Origin of the sequence: uncultured Clostridium sp., assembly GCF_963527835.1 — a bacterium.
Taxonomy (GTDB): domain Bacteria; phylum Bacillota; class Clostridia; order Clostridiales; family Clostridiaceae; genus Clostridium.
Genome location: NZ_CAURTC010000008.1, coordinates 68,204 through 88,681 on the forward strand (window position 1 = coordinate 68,204; position 20,478 = coordinate 88,681).

Annotated in this window: 18 protein-coding genes; all 18 read left to right on the plus strand. The window is 29.5% G+C overall.

Annotation, left to right across the window (positions count from 1 at the left end; translation table 11 throughout):
- Positions 1–186: 186 nt before the first annotated feature.
- On the plus strand, positions 187–2,730 hold the full coding sequence (locus tag RYM86_RS06500) for a glycyl radical protein (protein WP_315078860.1): 2,544 nt from the start codon (positions 187–189) through the stop codon (positions 2,728–2,730).
- A 49-nt stretch (positions 2,731–2,779) separates the two neighbouring features.
- On the plus strand, positions 2,780–3,697 hold the full coding sequence (locus tag RYM86_RS06505; protein WP_315078863.1) for a glycyl-radical enzyme activating protein: 918 nt from the start codon (positions 2,780–2,782) through the stop codon (positions 3,695–3,697).
- Between the two features lie 28 nt (positions 3,698–3,725).
- The gene (gene pduB / locus RYM86_RS06510) at positions 3,726–4,520 is read left to right on the plus strand and encodes a propanediol utilization microcompartment protein PduB (protein ID WP_315078864.1); all 795 of its coding nucleotides are present in this window, start codon (positions 3,726–3,728) and stop codon (positions 4,518–4,520) included.
- 61 nt (positions 4,521–4,581) lie between these two features.
- The gene (pduA, locus tag RYM86_RS06515) at positions 4,582–4,860 is read left to right on the plus strand and encodes a propanediol utilization microcompartment protein PduA (protein ID WP_315078866.1); all 279 of its coding nucleotides are present in this window, start codon (positions 4,582–4,584) and stop codon (positions 4,858–4,860) included.
- Between the two features lie 74 nt (positions 4,861–4,934).
- Entirely contained in the window at positions 4,935–5,696 is a 762-nt protein-coding gene (locus tag RYM86_RS06520; protein ID WP_315078868.1) for a hypothetical protein, read from the plus strand.
- A gap of 129 nt (positions 5,697–5,825) precedes the next feature.
- Entirely contained in the window at positions 5,826–6,425 is a 600-nt protein-coding gene (locus tag RYM86_RS06525) for a BMC domain-containing protein (protein ID WP_315078870.1), read from the plus strand.
- Positions 6,426–6,475: 50 nt separating this feature from the next.
- On the plus strand, positions 6,476–6,733 hold the full coding sequence (locus RYM86_RS06530) for a EutN/CcmL family microcompartment protein (protein ID WP_399547372.1): 258 nt from the start codon (positions 6,476–6,478) through the stop codon (positions 6,731–6,733).
- Between the two features lie 43 nt (positions 6,734–6,776).
- The gene (locus tag RYM86_RS06535; RefSeq protein WP_315078874.1) at positions 6,777–8,126 is read left to right on the plus strand and encodes an aldehyde dehydrogenase EutE; all 1,350 of its coding nucleotides are present in this window, start codon (positions 6,777–6,779) and stop codon (positions 8,124–8,126) included.
- 16 nt (positions 8,127–8,142) lie between these two features.
- The gene (locus RYM86_RS06540; RefSeq protein WP_315078876.1) at positions 8,143–9,261 is read left to right on the plus strand and encodes a 1-propanol dehydrogenase PduQ; all 1,119 of its coding nucleotides are present in this window, start codon (positions 8,143–8,145) and stop codon (positions 9,259–9,261) included.
- 67 nt (positions 9,262–9,328) lie between these two features.
- On the plus strand, positions 9,329–10,639 hold the full coding sequence (locus tag RYM86_RS06545) for a PocR ligand-binding domain-containing protein (protein ID WP_315078878.1): 1,311 nt from the start codon (positions 9,329–9,331) through the stop codon (positions 10,637–10,639).
- Positions 10,620–11,657, plus strand: a complete 1,038-nt coding sequence (locus RYM86_RS06550) for a response regulator (RefSeq protein ID WP_315078880.1) — start codon at positions 10,620–10,622, stop codon at positions 11,655–11,657. Before RYM86_RS06545 ends, RYM86_RS06550 begins: the two co-directional genes overlap by 20 nt.
- A 29-nt stretch (positions 11,658–11,686) precedes the next feature.
- Complete coding sequence (gene metK / locus RYM86_RS06555) at positions 11,687–12,886, plus strand: methionine adenosyltransferase (protein ID WP_315078881.1); 1,200 nt, start codon at positions 11,687–11,689, stop codon at positions 12,884–12,886.
- A gap of 21 nt (positions 12,887–12,907) precedes the next feature.
- On the plus strand, positions 12,908–13,186 hold the full coding sequence (locus RYM86_RS06560) for a BMC domain-containing protein (protein ID WP_315078882.1): 279 nt from the start codon (positions 12,908–12,910) through the stop codon (positions 13,184–13,186).
- 35 nt (positions 13,187–13,221) lie between these two features.
- Positions 13,222–13,860, plus strand: a complete 639-nt coding sequence (locus tag RYM86_RS06565; protein ID WP_315078883.1) for a phosphate propanoyltransferase — start codon at positions 13,222–13,224, stop codon at positions 13,858–13,860.
- Between the two features lie 179 nt (positions 13,861–14,039).
- Positions 14,040–15,458 carry an aldehyde dehydrogenase EutE gene (locus tag RYM86_RS06575; RefSeq protein ID WP_315078885.1) on the plus strand — a complete coding sequence of 473 codons (1,419 nt, stop codon included), beginning with the start codon at positions 14,040–14,042 and terminating at the stop codon, positions 15,456–15,458.
- A 442-nt stretch (positions 15,459–15,900) separates the two neighbouring features.
- Complete coding sequence (locus RYM86_RS06580; RefSeq protein ID WP_315078886.1) at positions 15,901–16,455, plus strand: sigma-70 family RNA polymerase sigma factor; 555 nt, start codon at positions 15,901–15,903, stop codon at positions 16,453–16,455.
- 4 nt (positions 16,456–16,459) lie between these two features.
- Positions 16,460–17,488, plus strand: a complete 1,029-nt coding sequence (locus tag RYM86_RS06585; protein ID WP_315078888.1) for a DUF4179 domain-containing protein — start codon at positions 16,460–16,462, stop codon at positions 17,486–17,488.
- A gap of 388 nt (positions 17,489–17,876) precedes the next feature.
- Positions 17,877–20,474, plus strand: a complete 2,598-nt coding sequence (gene adhE / locus RYM86_RS06590; RefSeq protein ID WP_315078891.1) for a bifunctional acetaldehyde-CoA/alcohol dehydrogenase — start codon at positions 17,877–17,879, stop codon at positions 20,472–20,474.
- Positions 20,475–20,478: the final 4 nt, after the last annotated feature.

A 20,478-nucleotide genomic window follows, 5' to 3' on the forward strand; every position in this document is an offset into this window, starting at 1 on the left:
AGCTAAGAATATTAAAGGTAAAAATACAGATATAAATAAAGACTATTATATGAAGTAAAAACATAGTTTTAAATTTACAATGTTTGAGTCTGAATATTGTTATAGAGATTCAGGTTCCCTAATATATAATGAGGTTAAATCAATTTACAAAAACAATTTTTTGAATTTATTAGGGAGGGAATTAATATGATATCTAAAGGATTTTCAAAACCAACTGAAAGAATTGAAAGGCTAAAAAATATGATTTTCAATGCAGTTCCATATGTGGAATCTGAAAGAGCTGTACTTGTAACAGAATCATATAAAGAAACAGAAGGATTATCTCCTATATTAAGACGTGCTAAGGCGGTAGAAAAGATATTTAATAATTTACCTATTACTATTCGTGAAGATGAATTAATAGTTGGTGCAATTACTAAAAATCCACGTTCTACTGAAATATGTCCAGAATTTTCGTATGATTGGGTAGCTAAAGAATTTGACACAATGGGAACAAGAATGGCAGATCCATTCAAAATACCAAAGGAAACTGCTATGGAATTAAGTGAAGCATTTAAGTATTGGGAAGGAAAAACTACAAGTGATCTTGCTGATTCTTATATGTCACAAGAAACTAAAGATTGCATAGCTAATGGTGTGTTTACAGTAGGTAATTATTTTTATGGTGGAGTTGGCCATGTTTGTGTTGATTATGGAAAAGTATTAGAAAAAGGTTTTAAAGGAATTATTGCTGATGTTGTTGAAGCAATGAACAAAATGGATAAAAAAGATCCTGATTATATAAAGAAACAACAATTTTATAATGCAATAATTATTTCGTATAGTGCAGCTATTAACTTTGCACATAGATATGCAGAAAAAGCCAGAGAAATGGCAGCCATTGAGATAAACCCTACAAGAAAGGCAGAATTATTACAAATAGCAGTTAACTGTGATAAAGTTCCAGAAAATGGCGCGACTAATTTTTATGAAGCTTGTCAAGCATTTTGGTTTGTACAAATTATGCTTCAAATAGAATCAAGTGGTCACTCTATTTCACCAGGACGTTTTGATCAATATATGTATCCACATCTTGAAAACGATAACACAATATCAAAAGAATTTGCTCAAGAATTAATAGATTGTATTTGGATTAAACTTAATGATATTAATAAAACACGTGATGAAGTTTCAGCACAAGCTTTTGCAGGTTATGCTGTATTCCAAAATCTTTGTGTTGGAGGTCAAACTGAAGAAGGACTTGATGCAACTAATGATTTATCTTATATGTGTATGGAAGCAACAGCACATGTACAATTACCAGCACCATCATTTTCTATTCGTGTATGGCAAGATACTCCAGATGAATTCTTATTAAGAGCTTGTGAAGTTACAAGATTAGGTTTAGGGGTTCCTGCTATGTATAATGATGAAGTTATTATACCAGCACTACTTAATAGAGGACTTACTCTTAGAGACGCACGTAATTATTGTATTATTGGATGTGTTGAACCTCAATGTCCACATAAGACAGAAGGTTGGCATGATGCTGCATTCTTTAATGTAGCTAAAATATTAGAAATTACATTAAATAATGGTAAAGTTGGAGATAAACAATTAGGACCTGCTACAGGAGATATGACAACTTTTAATAATTTAGATGATTTTTATTGTGCATTTACAAAACAAATGGAATACTTTGTTCGTTACCTTGTTGAAGCAGATAACTGTGTTGATTATGCTCATGCAGAAAGAGCACCGCTTCCTTTCTTATCAGCTTTAGTGGATGATTGTATTGGAAGAGGAAAATCAGTACAAGAAGGTGGAGCAATTTATAACTTTACTGGCCCACAAGCGTTTGGCGTTGCGGACACAGGAGATTCAGTATATGCTATACAAAAACATGTATTTGAAGATAAAACAATTACTATGGAGCAATTAAAAGAAGCATTAAAGTCTAATTTTGGACATGCAATAGATGGAAATAACACAGTATGTGCAAATCCGAGTGCAGACACAACTGAAATGCAAATTTATGAAGCAGTTAAGAAAATTTTAGCTAATTCAGGATCTATAGATCTTGCTGATATTCAAAATAAGATAGTATCACAACTTAATACAACAACAACTGCTAATAATATTTCAGGAGATTTTGAAGGCATAAGAAGACTTCTTGATAATACACCATCTTTTGGAAATGATATTGATGAAGTAGATATGGTAGCACGTAAATGTGCACAAATATATTGTCTTGAAGTTGAAAAGTATACTAATCCACGTGGAGGTCAATTCCAAGCAGGGGTATATCCAGTTTCTGCAAACGTTTTATTTGGTAAAGATGTAGCTGCACTACCAGATGGAAGACTTGCAAAAACTCCACTTGCTGATGGTGTATCTCCAAGAGCTGGTAAAGATACTAATGGTCCAACAGCAGCAGCAAATTCAGTTGCTAAATTAGATCACTTTATAGCATCAAATGGTACTCTTTATAATCAAAAGTTTTTACCATCTACAGTTGCAGGAGATAATGGTTTGAAAAATTTTGCATCAGTAATAAGAAGTTACTTTGATCATAAAGGAATGCATGTTCAATTTAATGTAATAGATAAGGAAACATTACTTGCTGCACAAAGAGAACCAGAAAAATATAAAAATCTTGTAGTACGTGTTGCAGGTTATAGTGCACAATTCGTTGTTCTTGCTAAAGAAGTACAAGATAACATTATAGATCGTACAGAACAATCAATATAATTTGTAAAATAATTAAAAATTATGACTTTAAAATAAGGAGTTGTGCCTAATGGATACAATTAATTATAGTATGGAAGGATCAGTATTTGATATACAAAGATTTTCTATACATGATGGACCTGGAATTCGTACAATAGTTTTTCTAAAAGGATGTCCTCTATCATGTAAATGGTGTAGTAATCCAGAATCGCAAAAACTAAAATCATCAATAATGTATCAATCAATGAATTGTATTCATTGTGGAAGATGCATTTTAGCTTGCCCAAATGGTGCAATTAGTCCTAATAATAAATGGTTCATTAATCGAGATATTTGTACTGCTTGTGGCGAATGTGCAAATGTATGTCCAACTAGTGCTTTAACATTAAAAGGTAAAAAAATGACTGTAGAACAAGTAATTAAAGAATTAAAAAAAGATGCTACTAATTATAGAAGATCAGATGGTGGAATCACATTATCAGGTGGTGAACCATTAGTTCAATCAGATTTTGCAAAAGAAATACTTAAAGCGTGTAAAGGTCAGGGATGGCATACTGCTATTGAAACTACAGGATATGCAAATTCAGAAGTTATAGAAAAAGTATTTCCATACATTGATTTAGCTCTTATGGATATTAAAACTATAAATTCTAATGTTCATGAAAAGTATACAGGTGTTTCAAATAAAATTATCCTTGAAAATGCACATGAAATTTCTAAAATAACAAAAGCAGTAGTAAGAGTTCCTGTAATACCACAGTTTAACTCAAGAGAAGAGGATATTTTAGAAATTTGTAAATTTGTAAATTCACTTAATAACATTGATACAATACATTTATTGCCATATCATACTTATGGTGAAAATAAATATGAACTTCTTGGCAAAGATTATTTTATGAAAGAATTTAAATCACTTGATAAAGAGGAAATTGAAAATCTTAAATATGTAGTTGAAAGTCAAAATTTAAAATGTATTATTGGTGGATAAAAATTAAATATAGAATGGAGGAATTGGAATGGACCAACAATTAATCGAAAAAGTAATGAAGCAGGTTTCTAATGAACTAGGATTACCTGTAACAAATCAAAATAACGATTCTAAAGAAATCGATAAAAAAGAAGTTAGTATTGGAGTGACTGAATATGTAGGTACTGCAATAGGAGATACAATTGGGCTTGTTATAGCAAGTGTAGATCCCATGCTTACTGAAATTATGAATTTAGGAAAATATCGTTCTATTGGTATTATTGGTGGTAGAACAGGTGCAGGTCCACAAATTATGGCAGTAGATGATGCTGTTAAGGCTACAAACACTGAAGTAATCTCAGTAGAATTACCTAGAGATACAAAAGGTGGAGCCGGTCATGGTAGTTTAATTTATATAGGAGCAGATGATGTTTCAGATGCTAGGCGTGCTGTAGAAATTGCACTTTCAAGTTTAGATAAATATTTTGGTGATGTTTATGGAAATGATGCAGGCCATTTAGAATTCCAATATACAGCTAGAGCAAGTTATTGTTTAGAAAAAGCTTTTGGAACACCTCTTGGTAAAGCATTTGGAATGGTTTGTGCAGGACCAGCGGCTATTGGATCAGTTTTAGCTGATGTTGCTGTAAAATCTGCTAATGTTGATGTTGTTGGATATAGCTCTCCTAGTAAAGGGACTAGCTATTCAAATGAAGTTATATTAACTTTTAGTGGTGACTCTGGTGCAGTAAGACAAGCTGTTAGAGCATCAATTGATGTTGGTAAAAAATTACTAGGTGCTTTAGGTGATGAACCTAAATCAACAACTACACCTTATATTTAATATTATAAAAATTAATTTTAAAAGAAATATTTGTTTATATAAAATTTAAGGAGGTATTATTATGAATTCAGATGCATTAGGAATGGTTGAAACTAAAGGATTGGTCGCTGCAATTGAAGCAGCAGATGCTATGGTTAAAGCAGCAAATGTAAACTTAATAGGATATGAAAAGATAGGTTCAGGATTAGTAACAGTTATGGTACGTGGTGATGTTGGAGCTGTAAAAGCTGCAACAGATGCAGGGGCTGCTTCTGCTAATCTAGTTGGAGAAGTAATTTCTATTCATGTTATTCCAAGACCTCATACAGATACTGAAAAAATTCTTCCTAAAATTGAGTAATTAAAATTTTATATGAAAACACGAATATATGAAGAATTTTTAATAACTGTATTTTAGAGCAGAGGTGACACAATATGGAGATAAGTGAAGAAAGATTAAGAGAATTAATTATAAAAGCCATAGAATTATTTAAATCCGAAAGCTCTATTCAAAATACACCTATTGATAAAAAAAAGCTGTTTGTTATCTGTACAGATGAGTGGAATAGTTTATATTGGAATTTCTTTGAAAGATTAGATAAGGAAAATAAATATGACGTTCATATTGTTATACCATCTAATATAAAGAGTGAATTTTATTTAAATAATTTAAAGAAGTTTAATGTATGTAGAAATATAATTTACGAAAATGATTTGAAAAATTATGATTTAACAGAATATATTACTGTATTTCCTGTAGTACCAAGATCTTTAATAGTAAAAACTGCATTATGTATTGAGGATACTTTTGAAACAAAATGGATTTTTGAAAGCATGGAAAAAGGACAACAAATAATTTTTTTACAATCTGGATTGCGAAAATTCACAGGAAAAGAACCAAAGAATTATGTGAAAAAAATGTTAGATTACTATAGAACTTTGTTAGAATTTGATATTGAAATAAGTGAAGATATTGAGGAGCGAATTGAAGAGAAATCTGATTTTGAGTTAGTAGATTATAAAAACACTTATTATGATTCATCTTTAAACAAAGAGTACAGCAAAAAAATAATTACAGAAAAAGAAATAGAAAATTATATATTAAATAAAAAAATAGTTCTAAATAAGGGAGATATCATAACTGAAATGGCTAAAGATAAAGCGCGTAATTTAAATATTTCAATTATTAGAATGTAATAGATTTTCATAAAATGCAATTTTGCATTTTATGAAAATCTAAAAAATCATTATAGTTATATAAGTTATAAGAGAATTTTATATTAAACAATTTATTAATTAAAAATAAATTTTAAGTGAGGTGACAAGATGAATGAAGCATTAGGCTTAGTTGAAATAATAGGATTGTCAACAGCAATATTAGTAGCAGATGCTATGGTTAAAACTGCAAATGTGCATATACTTGAACTTGAAAATACAAAGGGTTCTGGATATATGACAGTAAAAATTGCTGGAAATATCGGAGCAGTAACTGCAGCGGTTACAAGTGGAAAACAAATAGCATTAGAAAACAATGGGTTAGTGTCATCTAAAGTTATTCCAAGGCCTTCTAAAGATATCGAAGTTGCTTTTTGTCAACCTAAAAAGAAAAAAGATAATGATAAATTAAATGAAAAACAAATTATTAATAAAGAAAATGATTTAGAAAATTGTGATGAAAATTCATCTGAAATAAATAAAGATATAGAAAAGTTAGAATGTAAATCAGAAGTAAAAAAAGAAGTGAAAACAGAAAATTTAGAATATAAACTTCAGGTTGAAAAAGAAAGTATAGAAATAGAAGTTGAAGAAAATCATATAAAACAAGAAAAATTAGAAGACGCAGCAGATCAATTAAAAGACATTAAAATAGAAGAGAAAAAAGCTAAGAAGAATGGAAGAAAAAAGAACGAACATCCTAAAAAATAGAATACTATTTAAAAATTGCTAATAATGAAAGGAATCTGATTAATATGTATATGGCTAAGGTTATTGGAAATATTGTAGCAACTAAAAAGGATGATTCATTAACTGGTTATAAATTAATGATAATAAAAAAAATAAATGCTCAGGGTGAATTTATTGGTCATGAAGAAGTTGCAGCAGATTATGTTGGAGCAGGAATAGGAGAATTTGTTTTATTATGTAAAGGTTCAGCTGTACGTGTTGAAGAAAAAAAACAAAAAGCAGCTATTGATATGGCTATAATTGGAATAATAGACACAATAGATGTTTAAAGGAATGTAAGATTAATTATATAACTAAGAAAGGAGGTTGATTATGGAGAAAAATTATAATTTTTATAATAGAACACAAATAAAAAGTGGTATTTTTTCATCTGTAAATGATGCTGTTTTACTTGCATCAGGAGCCTACAATAGATATATTAAATTAACTTTAAATGAACGACAAGAGATAATTGATGAAATTAAATCTAGACTTTTGTTAAAGGTAAAAGAAATTGCTAAGATGACAGTTGATGAAACAGGTATGGGAAATGTAAATGATAAAGTTGAAAAACTTATATTAGCAATTACCAAAACACCTGGAATAGAAGATTTAATTACTGAAGTAAAAACAGGTGATAATGGAATGACATTATATGAATTATCATCTTATGGAGTTATATGTGCTATTCATCCTTGCACAAATCCATGTGCTACATTAATTAGTAACACAATAGGCATGTTAGCAGCTGGAAATGCAATAGTACATTGCCCACATCCAAGGGCAATTAGGGTAACAAAATATATCACTGAAATAATAAATATTGCTATAAGAGAAAAATGTGGAATTGATAATTTGGTTGTTACATTAAGTGAAAGCTCTATGTCATGCACTAAGGAAATTATGACTCATCCTGATATATCAATGATAGTTGTAACAGGTGGTAATGAAATTTTGAAAGAAGCTATGTCATCTGGAAAAAAAGTTATTGGTGCAGGACCAGCGAATCCAGTAACTATAGTAGATGAAAGTGCAGATATAAAAAAGACAGCAAGAGATATAGTTAAAAGTGCTTCTTTTGATAATAATCTTATGTGTATATCAGAAAAATGTATAGTAGTAGTTTCAAGTATCGCAGATGAATTAGTAGAAGAGTTTTTAAAAAATCAAGTTTATTATGTAAATAATACTGAACAAATGATTAAACTTACAAGCACTACTGTTACTAGTGATATGAATTTAAATAAAAGTTTTGAAGGAAAGAGTGCAAATGAAATTTTAAATGCAGCAGGGATTGAATGCAATAAAGATATTAAACTTATTGTAGTAGAAACATTGAAACAGCATCCATTTGCAACTGTTGAAATGCTTATGCCACTTGTACCCTTAATAAAAGTAGATAATTTTGAATCAGCTTTAGAAATAGCAATTGAAATTGAACAAGGTTTTAAACATACCGCAACAATACACTCTCAATCTATTGAAAGACTAAATATTGCAGCTAAAATGATGCAAACTTCAGTATTTGTTAAAAATGGAGCTTCATTGGTAGGAATTGGTGCTAATGGAGAAGGTGATACAAGTTTTACTATTGCAACTGCAACTGGTGAAGGAACTACTACTGCAAGACATTTTGCTAGAAGAAGACGTTGCTCACTTACTAATGGTTTTTCAATTCGTTAAGAAATAGGAGGATAGAGTGTTGAATACTGTATATATAAAAACAAAAATTTATAGTGGGGAAAATTCATTAAAACATCTAGAAGATTTAGAAAACAAGAATATATGGATAATATGTGATAGCTTCCTTGTTAAAAGTGGAAAATTAAAAGATATATTAAAATTTATTGATGACAGTAATAAAATTTCTGTATTTGACAAAGTTGTTCCAGATCCACCTTTAGAGGTAATTGGAAAGGGGATTGCTATTGTAGGAAAGATAAATCCTGATATCATTATTGCTTATGGTGGAGGATCTGCTATTGATACAGCAAAAGGTATAATCTATTTTGCAAAACAACAAAATATTTTTAATAAAGCTAAATTTATAGCAATTCCAACTACAAGTGGAACTGGTTCAGAAGTTACATCAGCTACTGTGATTACTGATGCAGATACAAAAGTTAAACATATAATTTTTGATGACTGTATATTGCCAGATGAAGCAATTCTAGATGCAAATTTAACAATTTCTGTACCAGCACAAATTACAGCAAATACAGGAATGGATGTTTTAACCCATGCAATGGAAGCTTATGTTTCAAGTAACTCAAATGTTTATTCTGATGCATTAGCAGAAAAATCAGTAGAATTGATAATAGAATCATTAATGCAATGCTATAAAGATGGAAATGATATTAATTCACGAAGCAAGATGCATGAAGCATCCAATTTAGCAGGAATAGCTTTTAATATGGCAGGACTTGGAATAAATCACAGTCTCGCTCATCAAATAGGTGGACAATTTCATATTCCACATGGACTTGCAAATGCATTACTCTTAAACACAGTGATAGATTATAATTGCCAAAATAAAGAAACACTAAAAAAGTATTCTAAACTTGCGTATAAAACTGGAATGATTGAAAAAAATAAAGAAGATTATTTTACAATAAAAGTCTTAAAAGAATATATAAATACAATAATGAAATTAATGAAAATGCCAACAAGCTTAAGAGAATGCGACATAGAAAAAGAGGAATTTGAAAATACAAAATTAATTATGGCTGAAAACGCATTAAAAGATGATTGCACAAAGTCAAATCCAATGAAAATTAGCAAGGAGAGTGTTGTGAATTTACTTGAATTGATATACTAATCCAAACTTGGTGTGGTAGAATATATTTGGGATGAAATATATTCTGATATATGAAGGAGTGGGTTAAATGAAAGAACTCTATAATGATGATAAACCTGAATTTAATTATAATAAACCAATTGATGATAATTTAATTAATAAATTTAATATAATTGATTTATTCGGGAAAAAAAGACTAGAAGATATTCAGGATAAAATTTCTAAAGCAACAAGACTTGCGTTTGTAACTGTTGATTATAAGGGTGAACCTATTACTAAAATGACTTCATTTACAGATTTTTGTAGTGAAATAAGAAAAAAGAGTGGAGCTATTTGTAACTGTAAAGCGTCAGATGCCTTTGGTGGAATCCAAGCAGCAGTTACACAAAAAAAATGTGTATATTTTTGTCCATGTGGTCTTTTGGAAATTGCAATTCCTATTATTGTTGGAGGCCATTACTTAGGTGGATTTATTGGTGGACAAGTACGATGTCTAGATGCACCTTTAGGTGTTAGTAGACTTGAAAAAGTATTAGGACATTCAAGGCAACATAAAGATGATGATTATATGAAAGAATTATTTAATTCGACACCATTATATGAGTATGAAAGATTTGTTAATATAGCAGACTTAATATCTCTAATTATAAATCAATTAGGTGAAAAAGAAGCTTATAGATTGATGGAGCAAGATTCGCTAAAAAAAGAATTAGACGAATTAAGTGACTCTAAAAAACAATTACAGATAGAAAAGAGCTTAAAAGAAATCGAATTGATAAATTTAAAAGCGCAATTAAATCCTTACTTTTTAGTTAATGTATTAAATTCAATTTCAAACTTAGCAACAATAGAGAGTGCAACAAAAACCAATGAAATGATTATAAATTTTGCTGAATACTTAAAACAAAGTATAAGTAGTGAAAAAAACTATATGAGCTTATCTGAGGAATTTGAAAACATTGAAAAATTTTTAAAGATTCAAAAGATTAGATATGGCGACTTACTGCAATATTCTATTGACATAAACGAAAAAATGTATAGTCAAAAGATCCCATCACATATTATTATGCCATTTGTTGAAAATGCTATTTTTTATGGCATTGGTACTAAGAGTGAAGGCGGAAAAGTTAATATAAGTGCTTACTATGAAAATGAAAACGTTATTATAAGTATTGCTGATAATGGGCCAGGTTTTAATGAAGAAAAAATAGAAAAAAAATTCAAGTTATTTAATGGTGCTTATGAAGGGGAATCAATTCGTATAAGTATTGCTAATGCTAGAAAAAAGCTTATAACACTATTTGGGGAAAAATATGATGTTGCTATTGAAAATAGTGAAAATAAGGGTACAAAAAGTATTATTAAATATCCAATAAATTTTGATCAAAGGAATGTGTAGAGATATGTATAGCGTATTAATTGCAGATGATGAACCTCTTATGAGAAGAGCTTTAGAAATCATGATATCAAAGGTGGAAGGGTTTGATATTAAATATTCTGTTGGAAATGGTGAACAAGCAGTAGCAATATGTAAGAATAATAAAATTGATATTGTTTTTATGGATATCATGATGCCAGGAGAAAGTGGAATTGAATGTAGTAAGAAAATATATGAAAACAATTCTGACATTATTATTTTTATAGTATCGGCCTATAACAGTTTTGATTTTGCAATAGAAGCTTTAAAAACTAATGTAAAAGCTTACTTATCAAAACCAGTGTCTTTTTCTCAGATAGAAGTTCTGTTAAATAATTATAATAATGAAAATGAAAAAAATAAGAGTGATAGCAAATATGTTGATCAAGTAGAAGAAATTTTTTCAATAACAAAAGAAAAAGATTTTAGAAGGGTCTATTATGAAATTCCTAAGATAGTAGATGAAATTTATTCTCTATTGATTAATGATTTAAACACTTTAAAGGAAGTTTTTATGAATATAGGCCAGCAACTTATTAATTCGGTGGAACTAGTAGATGGTGAACCTAAAAGAGTAGAAGAGCTTTTTCCAATAAACGAGCTTTTGATTAAAGAAAAAAAAGCCTTTGAATTTTGGTTATTTAAAGTAATAGATTATGTTTTTAAGGAAAATAGTATTAAAAAATACAATGTATTAGAAAACGTTTTTGAATATATTGAAAATTATATAAAAGATGAAATCGGTTTAAATGAAATAATTAATAACTGCTCACTAAGTCAAGGCTATTTAAGCAGAATTTTTAAAAGACAGTTTAATATAAGTGTTATGGAATATTTGCATATGAGAAAAATTAATATAGCTAAAAATTATATCTGCTTTACAGATTTAAGCATAACAGATATTGCATTTAAGCTTGGCTATAATGAAAGCAGTTATTTTAGCAAGGTATTTAAAAAATATGAAAAAGTTACTGTTTATCAGTATAAAAAAATGCGGTGAAGTAAGAATTTTAAGGTGGTGATAAAAATATGAATGAATATTTTGTTACATCAGAATCTGTTACCGAAGGACATCCAGATAAGATTTGCGATCAAATTTCAGATGGAATTTTAGATGCTTATTTAACATATGACAAAAATTCAAGAGTAGCTATAGAAACTATGGTTTCGAAAAATACCATTATGATTGCAGGAGAAATTAGATCAAATGCAGATATAAATACTGTTAATATTGCAAGAGAGATTGTAAAAAATATTGGATACACTAGAGAGAATATGGGATTTGATTATAAAACATGTTTAGTATTTACTAATATAAATAAGCAATCTTCTGATATAGCTTTAGGTGTTGATAAAAGAGAAGAAAATAAAAATTCTAAATACGAAATATTAGGCGCTGGAGATCAAGGAATTATGTATGGATATGCTTGTAATGAAACCAATAATTATATGCCATTAACTTGTGATTTAGCGAATAAACTAACAATGAAATTATCAGAACTTAGAAAAGTTGGAGGAGAAACTTGGATTTTGCCTGATGGAAAATCTCAAGTTACTATGAAATATGACAAAGAAGGAAATCCACTTAATATCTCTAGTATAGTAATATCAACTCAGCATGATAAAGATATAGACTATGATTATCTTAAAAATGCAATAGAGTACGATGTTATTCGCAGTGTTATAGAGAATAAATGGATAAATTATGATACAAAAATTTATATTAATCCAACAGGAAGATTTGTTGTAGGAGGACCTGCTGGAGATACAGGACTTACTGGAAGAAAAATCATGGTAGATACTTATGGTGGCATAGGAAAACATGGTGGAGGTGCATTTTCAGGGAAAGATCCAACTAAAGTGGATCGTTCAGCAGCCTATATGACAAGATATATAGCTAAAAATATAGTAGCAGCAAAACTCGCAAGAAGAGCTGAGGTAAGTTTAAATTATGTAATAGGATCAATTGAACCAGAGTCAATTACTATTGATACTTTTGGTACAGAGCTTATAAAAAATGAGTACATCAATCAAATTGTTAAAGAAACTTTTTTACTTTCTGTTGCAGGCATATTAGAACAACTTGATTTAAGAAAGCCTCAATTTTTAAAAACAGCAGCATATGGACATTTTGGGAGAGAAAATCAAGACTTCAAATGGGAAGAAGTAGATAAGGTGGGAATCATTAAGACAAAAGCAATTAGATATATTTATGATGAATTTAATTAAAAATTTAAGGAGGAATTTATTATGGGTAATGAAGCTTTAGGTATGGTAGAAACAAAAGGTTTGGTAGCAGCAATTGAAGCAGCTGATGCTATGACAAAGGCAGCAAATGTTGTTTTAATAGGATATGAAAAGATAGGATCAGGTCTTGTTAGTGTAATGGTTCGCGGAGATGTAGGTGCGGTAAAAGCATCAGTTGATGCCGGCGTGGCGGCAGCAAACAATGTTGGACAAGTGGTTTCACAACATGTCATTCCAAGACCTCATAATGATACAGAAAAGATTCTATCTAAAACTATATAGTGTTATTTTAGATAACTAGAGAGTGAGTTGATTAGATGCACAGTGAAGAAGTTATTAAAATAATTACTAAATTAGTTATTGATAAAATGAAAGATTTAGAGAGTTATAAGATACCAATAGGAGTATCTAATAGACATATTCATCTTAGTCAAAAAGATTTAGATATCTTATTTGGCGAAGGATATGTTTTAACTAAAAAAGTTGATTTAAAACAACCAGGGCAATTTGCAGCTAAAGAAAATGTAACTATAAGAGGACCAAAAGGTGAATTTGAAAATGTTCGTATTTTAGGACCAGTAAGACAACAAAGCCAAGTTGAAATTTCACTTACCGATAGTTTTAGATTAGGAATTAGACCTCCCATTAAGGAATCGGGTCAATTAAATGATACACCAGGACTTGAAATCGTAGGACCAAAAGGAAGTATAAAGATTTCTAAAGGTACAATCATTGCATTAAGGCATATTCATATGACACCATATTATGCTGAAAAAATGGGTGTAAAAGATAAGGATATTGTTGAAGTTGGAGCATTTGGTGAAAGACAAGGTGTTTTAGGGAATGTTTTAATTAGAGTTTCTGATAAATATTCTCTTGAAATGCATATTGATGTAGATGAAGCTAATGCTTGTGCTTTAAAGAATAATGATTTTGTTATTCTTCATAAAGCTTAAGATGATATTACAATCATCGAAAGCAATGAAATATTAGATGAATTTTCAAAGCTAATGGTGTTTTGAAAAAAAATTGCAATTAAAACTATAAAATCTAATGAACCTTTACTTGTAACACCTTTAGGAATTGCAATGAATTGTAGTAAAGGCTAATAAATTTCAAAATGAGGTGTGTATATATGGAAATAGATACAATTTTAATTGAAAAGTTAATTAAGCAAGCTATAGAAGAAGCTAAGAATAGGAATTTAATAACTTTTGATACAGCTAGTTCTTCAAATAATTATGGAATTTTTGCTACCATGGATTCAGCAATTGAAGCATCCTATGTCGCTCAAAAAAAATTGTTAAAATCTTCTATGGAAGAAAGACAAAAATATGTAGATACTATAAAGAATGTAGTTTTGAAAAAGGAAAATTTAGAACTTATTTCAAGGATGTCAGTAGAAGAAACGGAAATTGGAAAGTATGAACATAAATTAATTAAAAATAAAGTTGCAGCGCAAAAGACTCCAGGTACTGAAGATTTAATTACTGAAGCAATAACAGGAGATAATGGAATAACTTTAACTGAATATTGCCCATTTGGAGTTATTGGTGCAATTACACCAACTACAAATCCTACAGAAACTGTTATATGTAATTCACTTTCTATGATTGCAGGTGGAAACACAGTGGTATTTAGTCCACACCCAAGAGCGAAGGAAGTAACTATAAAATTAATTACAATGGTAAATAAAGCACTAGAAGAAGTCGGAGCACCTGACAATTTAATAACTACAGTCAAAGAACCTTCTATTGAAAATACAAATATAATGATGGAACATCCTAAAATTCGAATGTTGGTTGCTACAGGTGGACCTGCTATTGTTAAAAAAGTAATGTCTACTGGGAAAAAAGCTATTGGAGCAGGGGCTGGAAATCCACCAGTGGTTGTTGATGAAACTGCTGACATTGAAAAAGCAGCTAAGGATATTGTAAATGGATGTAGTTTTGATAATAATGTTCCATGTATTGCAGAAAAAGAAGTATTTGCAGTTGATTCTATATGTGATTATTTAGTTAATTATATGAAGGTTAATGGAGCGTATGAAATTAAAGGTAGACTTGTTATAGATAAACTTCTAGATTTAGTATGTAATGAAAAAGGCGGTCCTAAAGTATCTTTTGTAGGAAAAAGTGCACCGTTTATTTTAGATAAGTTAGGAATTAAGGTTGATGATAATATAAAAGTTATAATTATGGAAGTTGATAGATATCATCATTTTGTTACAGAAGAAATGATGATGCCTATTTTACCAATTGTAAGAGTAAATGATGTTGATGAAGCTATTGAATGTGCTTATGTAGCTGAAAATGGTAATAGACATACAGCTATGATGCATTCAAAAAATGTAGATAAGCTTACCAAAATGGCTAAGCTTCTTGAGACAACTATTTTCGTTAAAAACGCACCTTCTTATGCTGGAATTGGAGTTGGTGGTGAAGGAAATACAACATTTACAATTGCAGGACCTACAGGGGAAGGTTTAACTTCAGCAAGGTCTTTTTGTAGAAAACGTAAATGTGTTATGACAGATGCCTTTAATATAAGATAGGGTTTAAAGATCTCTCAATTAAAATTTAATATAAACTTAGATCATGAAAAATCATTGCAAATTTTAATTTATTATTTGCAATGATTTTTTCTATTAAATATAGAAATCTAAACAGGACTGTATGATATATTTAAGATATATGTATAGTCCTATTCTTATATACATTTTGTTATTTAAGTTTATAAATTAAATGAAAATTTATAGAACACATGTTATGAAAAAATTATATAAATGAGGGTTTATACTTTAATGAGGCTTTAAGAAAATATTAAATTTACTTTTAAAAAATATAATATTTCAACAGTAAATTAAAAATATTGATAGATATATTGTTTTTTTAACGAAGTATTAAGTATAGGGGATAAGGCACATCTTCGAACTATTATTTTATTTCATGTGTCTAAATTAATATTGCAAGCTTGCTTTAGGGAGAAGGTTAAAAATGAAAATTGAAGAAGGAAACTTTATTTTTGAACTAAGAAAGAAAAATGAAAAAGCTTTAGATTATGTTATTGATAATTATGGGTGGATTATTAAATCTATAGTAAAAAAGCATCTATATAATCTACAAAGTATTCAAGATGAATGTATTAACGATATACTTTTGGGTATTTGGAATAATATTGAAAGCTTTGATTCAAGTAAAGGAGATTTTAAAAATTGGGTTGCTGGAATATCTAAATTTAAATGTATTGATTATAAACGAAAGTACTTAAAAGGTTTAGAGTATGAAAATATAGATGATTTAAATATAAGCACGCCAGATAGTGTTCACGAAGAGATTGTAAAGAGTGAATTAGAATCTGATATTGAAGATATATTAAGTTGCTTAAAAGAAAAAGATAGAGAATTATTTTATAAGTTGTATATTGAGGAAAAAGAAATGAGTGATATAACAAAAGAAATGGGAATTAAACGAGAAGTCGTATATAACAGATTATCAAGAGGAAAGAAAAAAATTCAAAAAATATTTAAGATATTAGAAAGTAGAGGGTAGAGATATGAAAAATGATATATATAATATGCTAAATGCAGTTAATATAAATATTGATGATTATGAAATAGAAGATTTTAATGATTTAGAGAAGAAAAAAATAAAAGCTAATTTAAAAAAATCAATATCAAAAAAGAAACCTAAAAAGAGAGGAATGATAGCAGCAGTTGCTATTGCAGCTTTAACAATTGGAGTATTTGGAAGTAACATTGAAGCCTTAACAATATTAAGCTTGAAAGAGGATGTAGCTAATTTTTTAGGGATAGAAAGAAATTTAGACGAATATAAAACTGTTATAAATAAATCAGTAACTGATAATGGGATAACCGTTCAATTAAATGAAGTAATATTAGACGGAGATGAAATGACAGTTTCTTGTAATATAAGCTCTGATAAAAAATTAGAAGAAGATGAATGGAGTATTCCTGATTGTAATATTTATATAAATGGAAAAAGGATGAACAACGGAGCTAGTGGTAGTGCTAAAAAAATTGATGAATACACTTCACAATCAGTTCTTACTTATGATTTAAAAGATGATGACTTAAGTGGAGATTTAAATATAAAAATTGCATGTTCAAATGTAATGTTGCCTGATAGAATGCAAAAAGGAAAGTGGAATTTTGAGTTTAAGACTAATGGTAATCAATTAAAAGTAGATACTAAGGAAATATCACTTAATAATAAATTTACTCTAGAAAATGGTACTGAGTACACACTAGAAAAGTATACAGACAATTCACTTGGACAAAAGATTTATGCTTCAATAAATTACTCTAAAAGTAAATCTACTTATGCTGTTGATTTAAAAGGAACTGATGATTTAGGAAATAAAGTTGAATTTGGTACATCTCATGGTGGAAAAGACGGAGTATTATTTAAAATACAAAATATTAATGGAAACCTTAATGAAAACGCAAAATTATTAAAATTAACTCCATATGCAGCTAAATATCCAGAAAAGAGTGGTAAGATGGATGGTGAATACAAACAAGTAGGAGAAGAATTTACAATAGATTTGTCTAAACTAAAATAAAACTTAAATACTTTTTATAAGGGGATGTTTTAAATATCTGTTGATATATGCAATAGGTAAAATGGCATTGTAATTGGACTTTGAGAATTCTTAATGAGTATTGTCACATTTACTGCTTGTCTCAATTTTATATTGGGGGCAAGCTAAAATGGGACAATACTCATTTTAGCATTCCTAAGTTCAATTACTTAGTCCAGTTTTACTTATGCATATATCAACATTATTGTTATATAAAAATTTCATTTTACTTGGATAATTAAGAGGAGATAATAGAACAATAATAGTGTAAATTAGTTAGAAATATTTAAAAATTAATAAGAAAATATAATAGTGTCTTATAATTTTTATTTAAAATTAAAAACATATTTGCTTTAGGAGGAATAGATAAATGAAGGTAACAAACCCTGAAGAATTAACTCAAAGAATTAAAGAACTAAGAGAAGCACAGAAGAAATATGCTCAGTTTACGCAAGAGCAAGTAGATGAAATTTTTAGGCAAGCAGCTATGGCAGCTAATGATAATAGAATTAAGTTAGCTAAAATGGCAGTAGAAGAAACTGGTATGGGTATTGTAGAGGATAAAGTTGTAAAAAATCACTTTGCTGCTGAATATATATATAATAAATATAAAGACATGAAAACTTGTGGAGTGCTAGAAGAAGATCTTACATATGGAGTTACAAAGGTTGCTGAACCAATAGGAGTAATAGCAGCTATTGTTCCAACAACTAATCCTACATCAACAGCTATTTTTAAAACTTTAATAGCTTTAAAAACTAGAAATGCAATAATAATATCACCACATCCAAGAGCTAAAAATTCTACAATTGCAGCTGCTAAAATAGTTTTAGATGCAGCGGTAAAGGCAGGAGCACCAAGTGGAATAATTGGTTGGATAGATCAGCCTTCAGTTGAGTTATCTCAAAACGTTATGAGAGAATCTGATATAATTCTGGCAACCGGTGGACCAGCAATGGTTAAAGCTGCATATTCATCAGGAAGACCAGCATTAGGAGTTGGAGCAGGAAATACTCCAGCAATTATAGATGAAACTGCTCATATTAAGATGGCTGTCAACTCAATCCTTTTATCTAAGACATTTGATAATGGAGTAATTTGTGCATCAGAACAATCACTTGTTGTATTAGACGAAGTTTATGATGAAGTCAAAAAGGAATTAGCTGCAAGAGGAGCTTATATTTTAAAAGGTAATGAGGTAGATAAGGTAAGAAAAATCATCTTAAATGAAAAGGGTGGCTTAAATGCTGATATGGTAGGCCAACCAGCCTATAAAATAGCTGCTATGGGTGGAGTTAATATTCCTGAAAGTGCAAAGGTGTTAGTTGCAGAAGTTGAATCTGTAGAACTTGAAGAACCATTCTCTCATGAAAAATTATCACCAGTACTTGCTATGTATAGAGCTAAATCTTATGAAGATGCATTAGAAAAAGCTGATAGATTAATAATATTAGGTGGTATGGGTCATACTTCAATACTTTATACAGATGAAATAAAATGTAAAGATAGAATAGCTAAATTTGGAGCTAGAATGAAAACTGCTAGAACACTTATAAATATGCCAGCATCCCAAGGTGCAATTGGAGATTTATTTAACTTTAAGTTAGCTCCATCTTTAACTCTTGGCTGCGGTTCATGGGGTGGAAACTCAGTTTCAGAAAATGTTGGGCCTAAGCATTTAATTAATGTTAAAACTGTAGCTAAAAGGAGAGAAAATATGCTTTGGTTTAGAGTTCCTGAAAAAACTTACTTTAAATATGGATGTTTACCTGTAGCTTTACAAGAATTAGGTGATATGGGCAAAAAGAAAGCATTCATAGTAACAGATAGAGTATTGTTTGATTTAGGATATACTGATAAGATAACTGAAATATTAGAAAGAAATAAAATTCATTATAAGATATTTGCTGAAGTTGAATCAGATCCAACTTTAAAGTGCGCTAAAGCTGGTGCAAGGGAAATGTTAAGTTTTAATCCAGATGTTATAATTTCTCTTGGTGGAGGTTCAGCTATGGATGCTGCTAAAATCATGTGGGTTATGTATGAACATCCAGAAGTTAGATTTGAAGATTTAGCTATGAGATTTATGGATATAAGAAAGAGAGTTTATAAATTCCCTGTTTTAGGTGAAAAAGCTATGATGGTTGCAGTAGCAACATCAGCTGGTACAGGATCAGAAGTAACACCATTTGCTGTTATAACTGATGAAGAAAGTGGAGTAAAATATCCATTAGCTGATTATGAGTTAACCCCAGATATGGCTATAGTTGATGCAGAACTCATGATGACTTCTCCTAAGGGATTAACTGCTTGTGCAGGTATAGACGTATTAGTTCATTCTATAGAAGCATATGTTTCAATAATGGCGTCTGAATTTACTAATGGTTTAGCTTTAGAGGCTATAAGATTAGTATTTAAATACTTACCAGACGCATATAATGAGGGATTAACTAATATTAAAGCTAGAGAAAAAATGGCTCATGCATCATGTATGGCAGGTATGGCATTTTCAAATGCATTTTTAGGAATTTGTCACTCAATGGCTCATAAATTAGGATCGTTCCATCACTTACCACATGGTATGGCAAATTCATTATTATTAAATGAAGTAATAAGATTTAATGCAAGTGATGCTCCAACTAAACAAGCAGCATTTGCTCAATACAAATATCCAAATGCTGAATATAGGTTCGCAAGAATTGCAGATTATTTACATTTGGGAGGAAATTCTGACGGCGAAAAAGTTGAATTATTAATTAAGGTAGTAGAAGAATTACAAAGAAAAGTTAATATGCCAATGACAATAAAAGAAGCAGGTGTAAGTGAGGATAAATTCTATGATTCATTAGATGAAATGGTTGAGCAAGCATTTGATGATCAATGTACAGGAGCTAACCCAAGATATCCACTAATGAGCGAAATAAAAGAAATGTATATAAATGCTTATAATGGGAAAGTAAAAAAATAAGAAA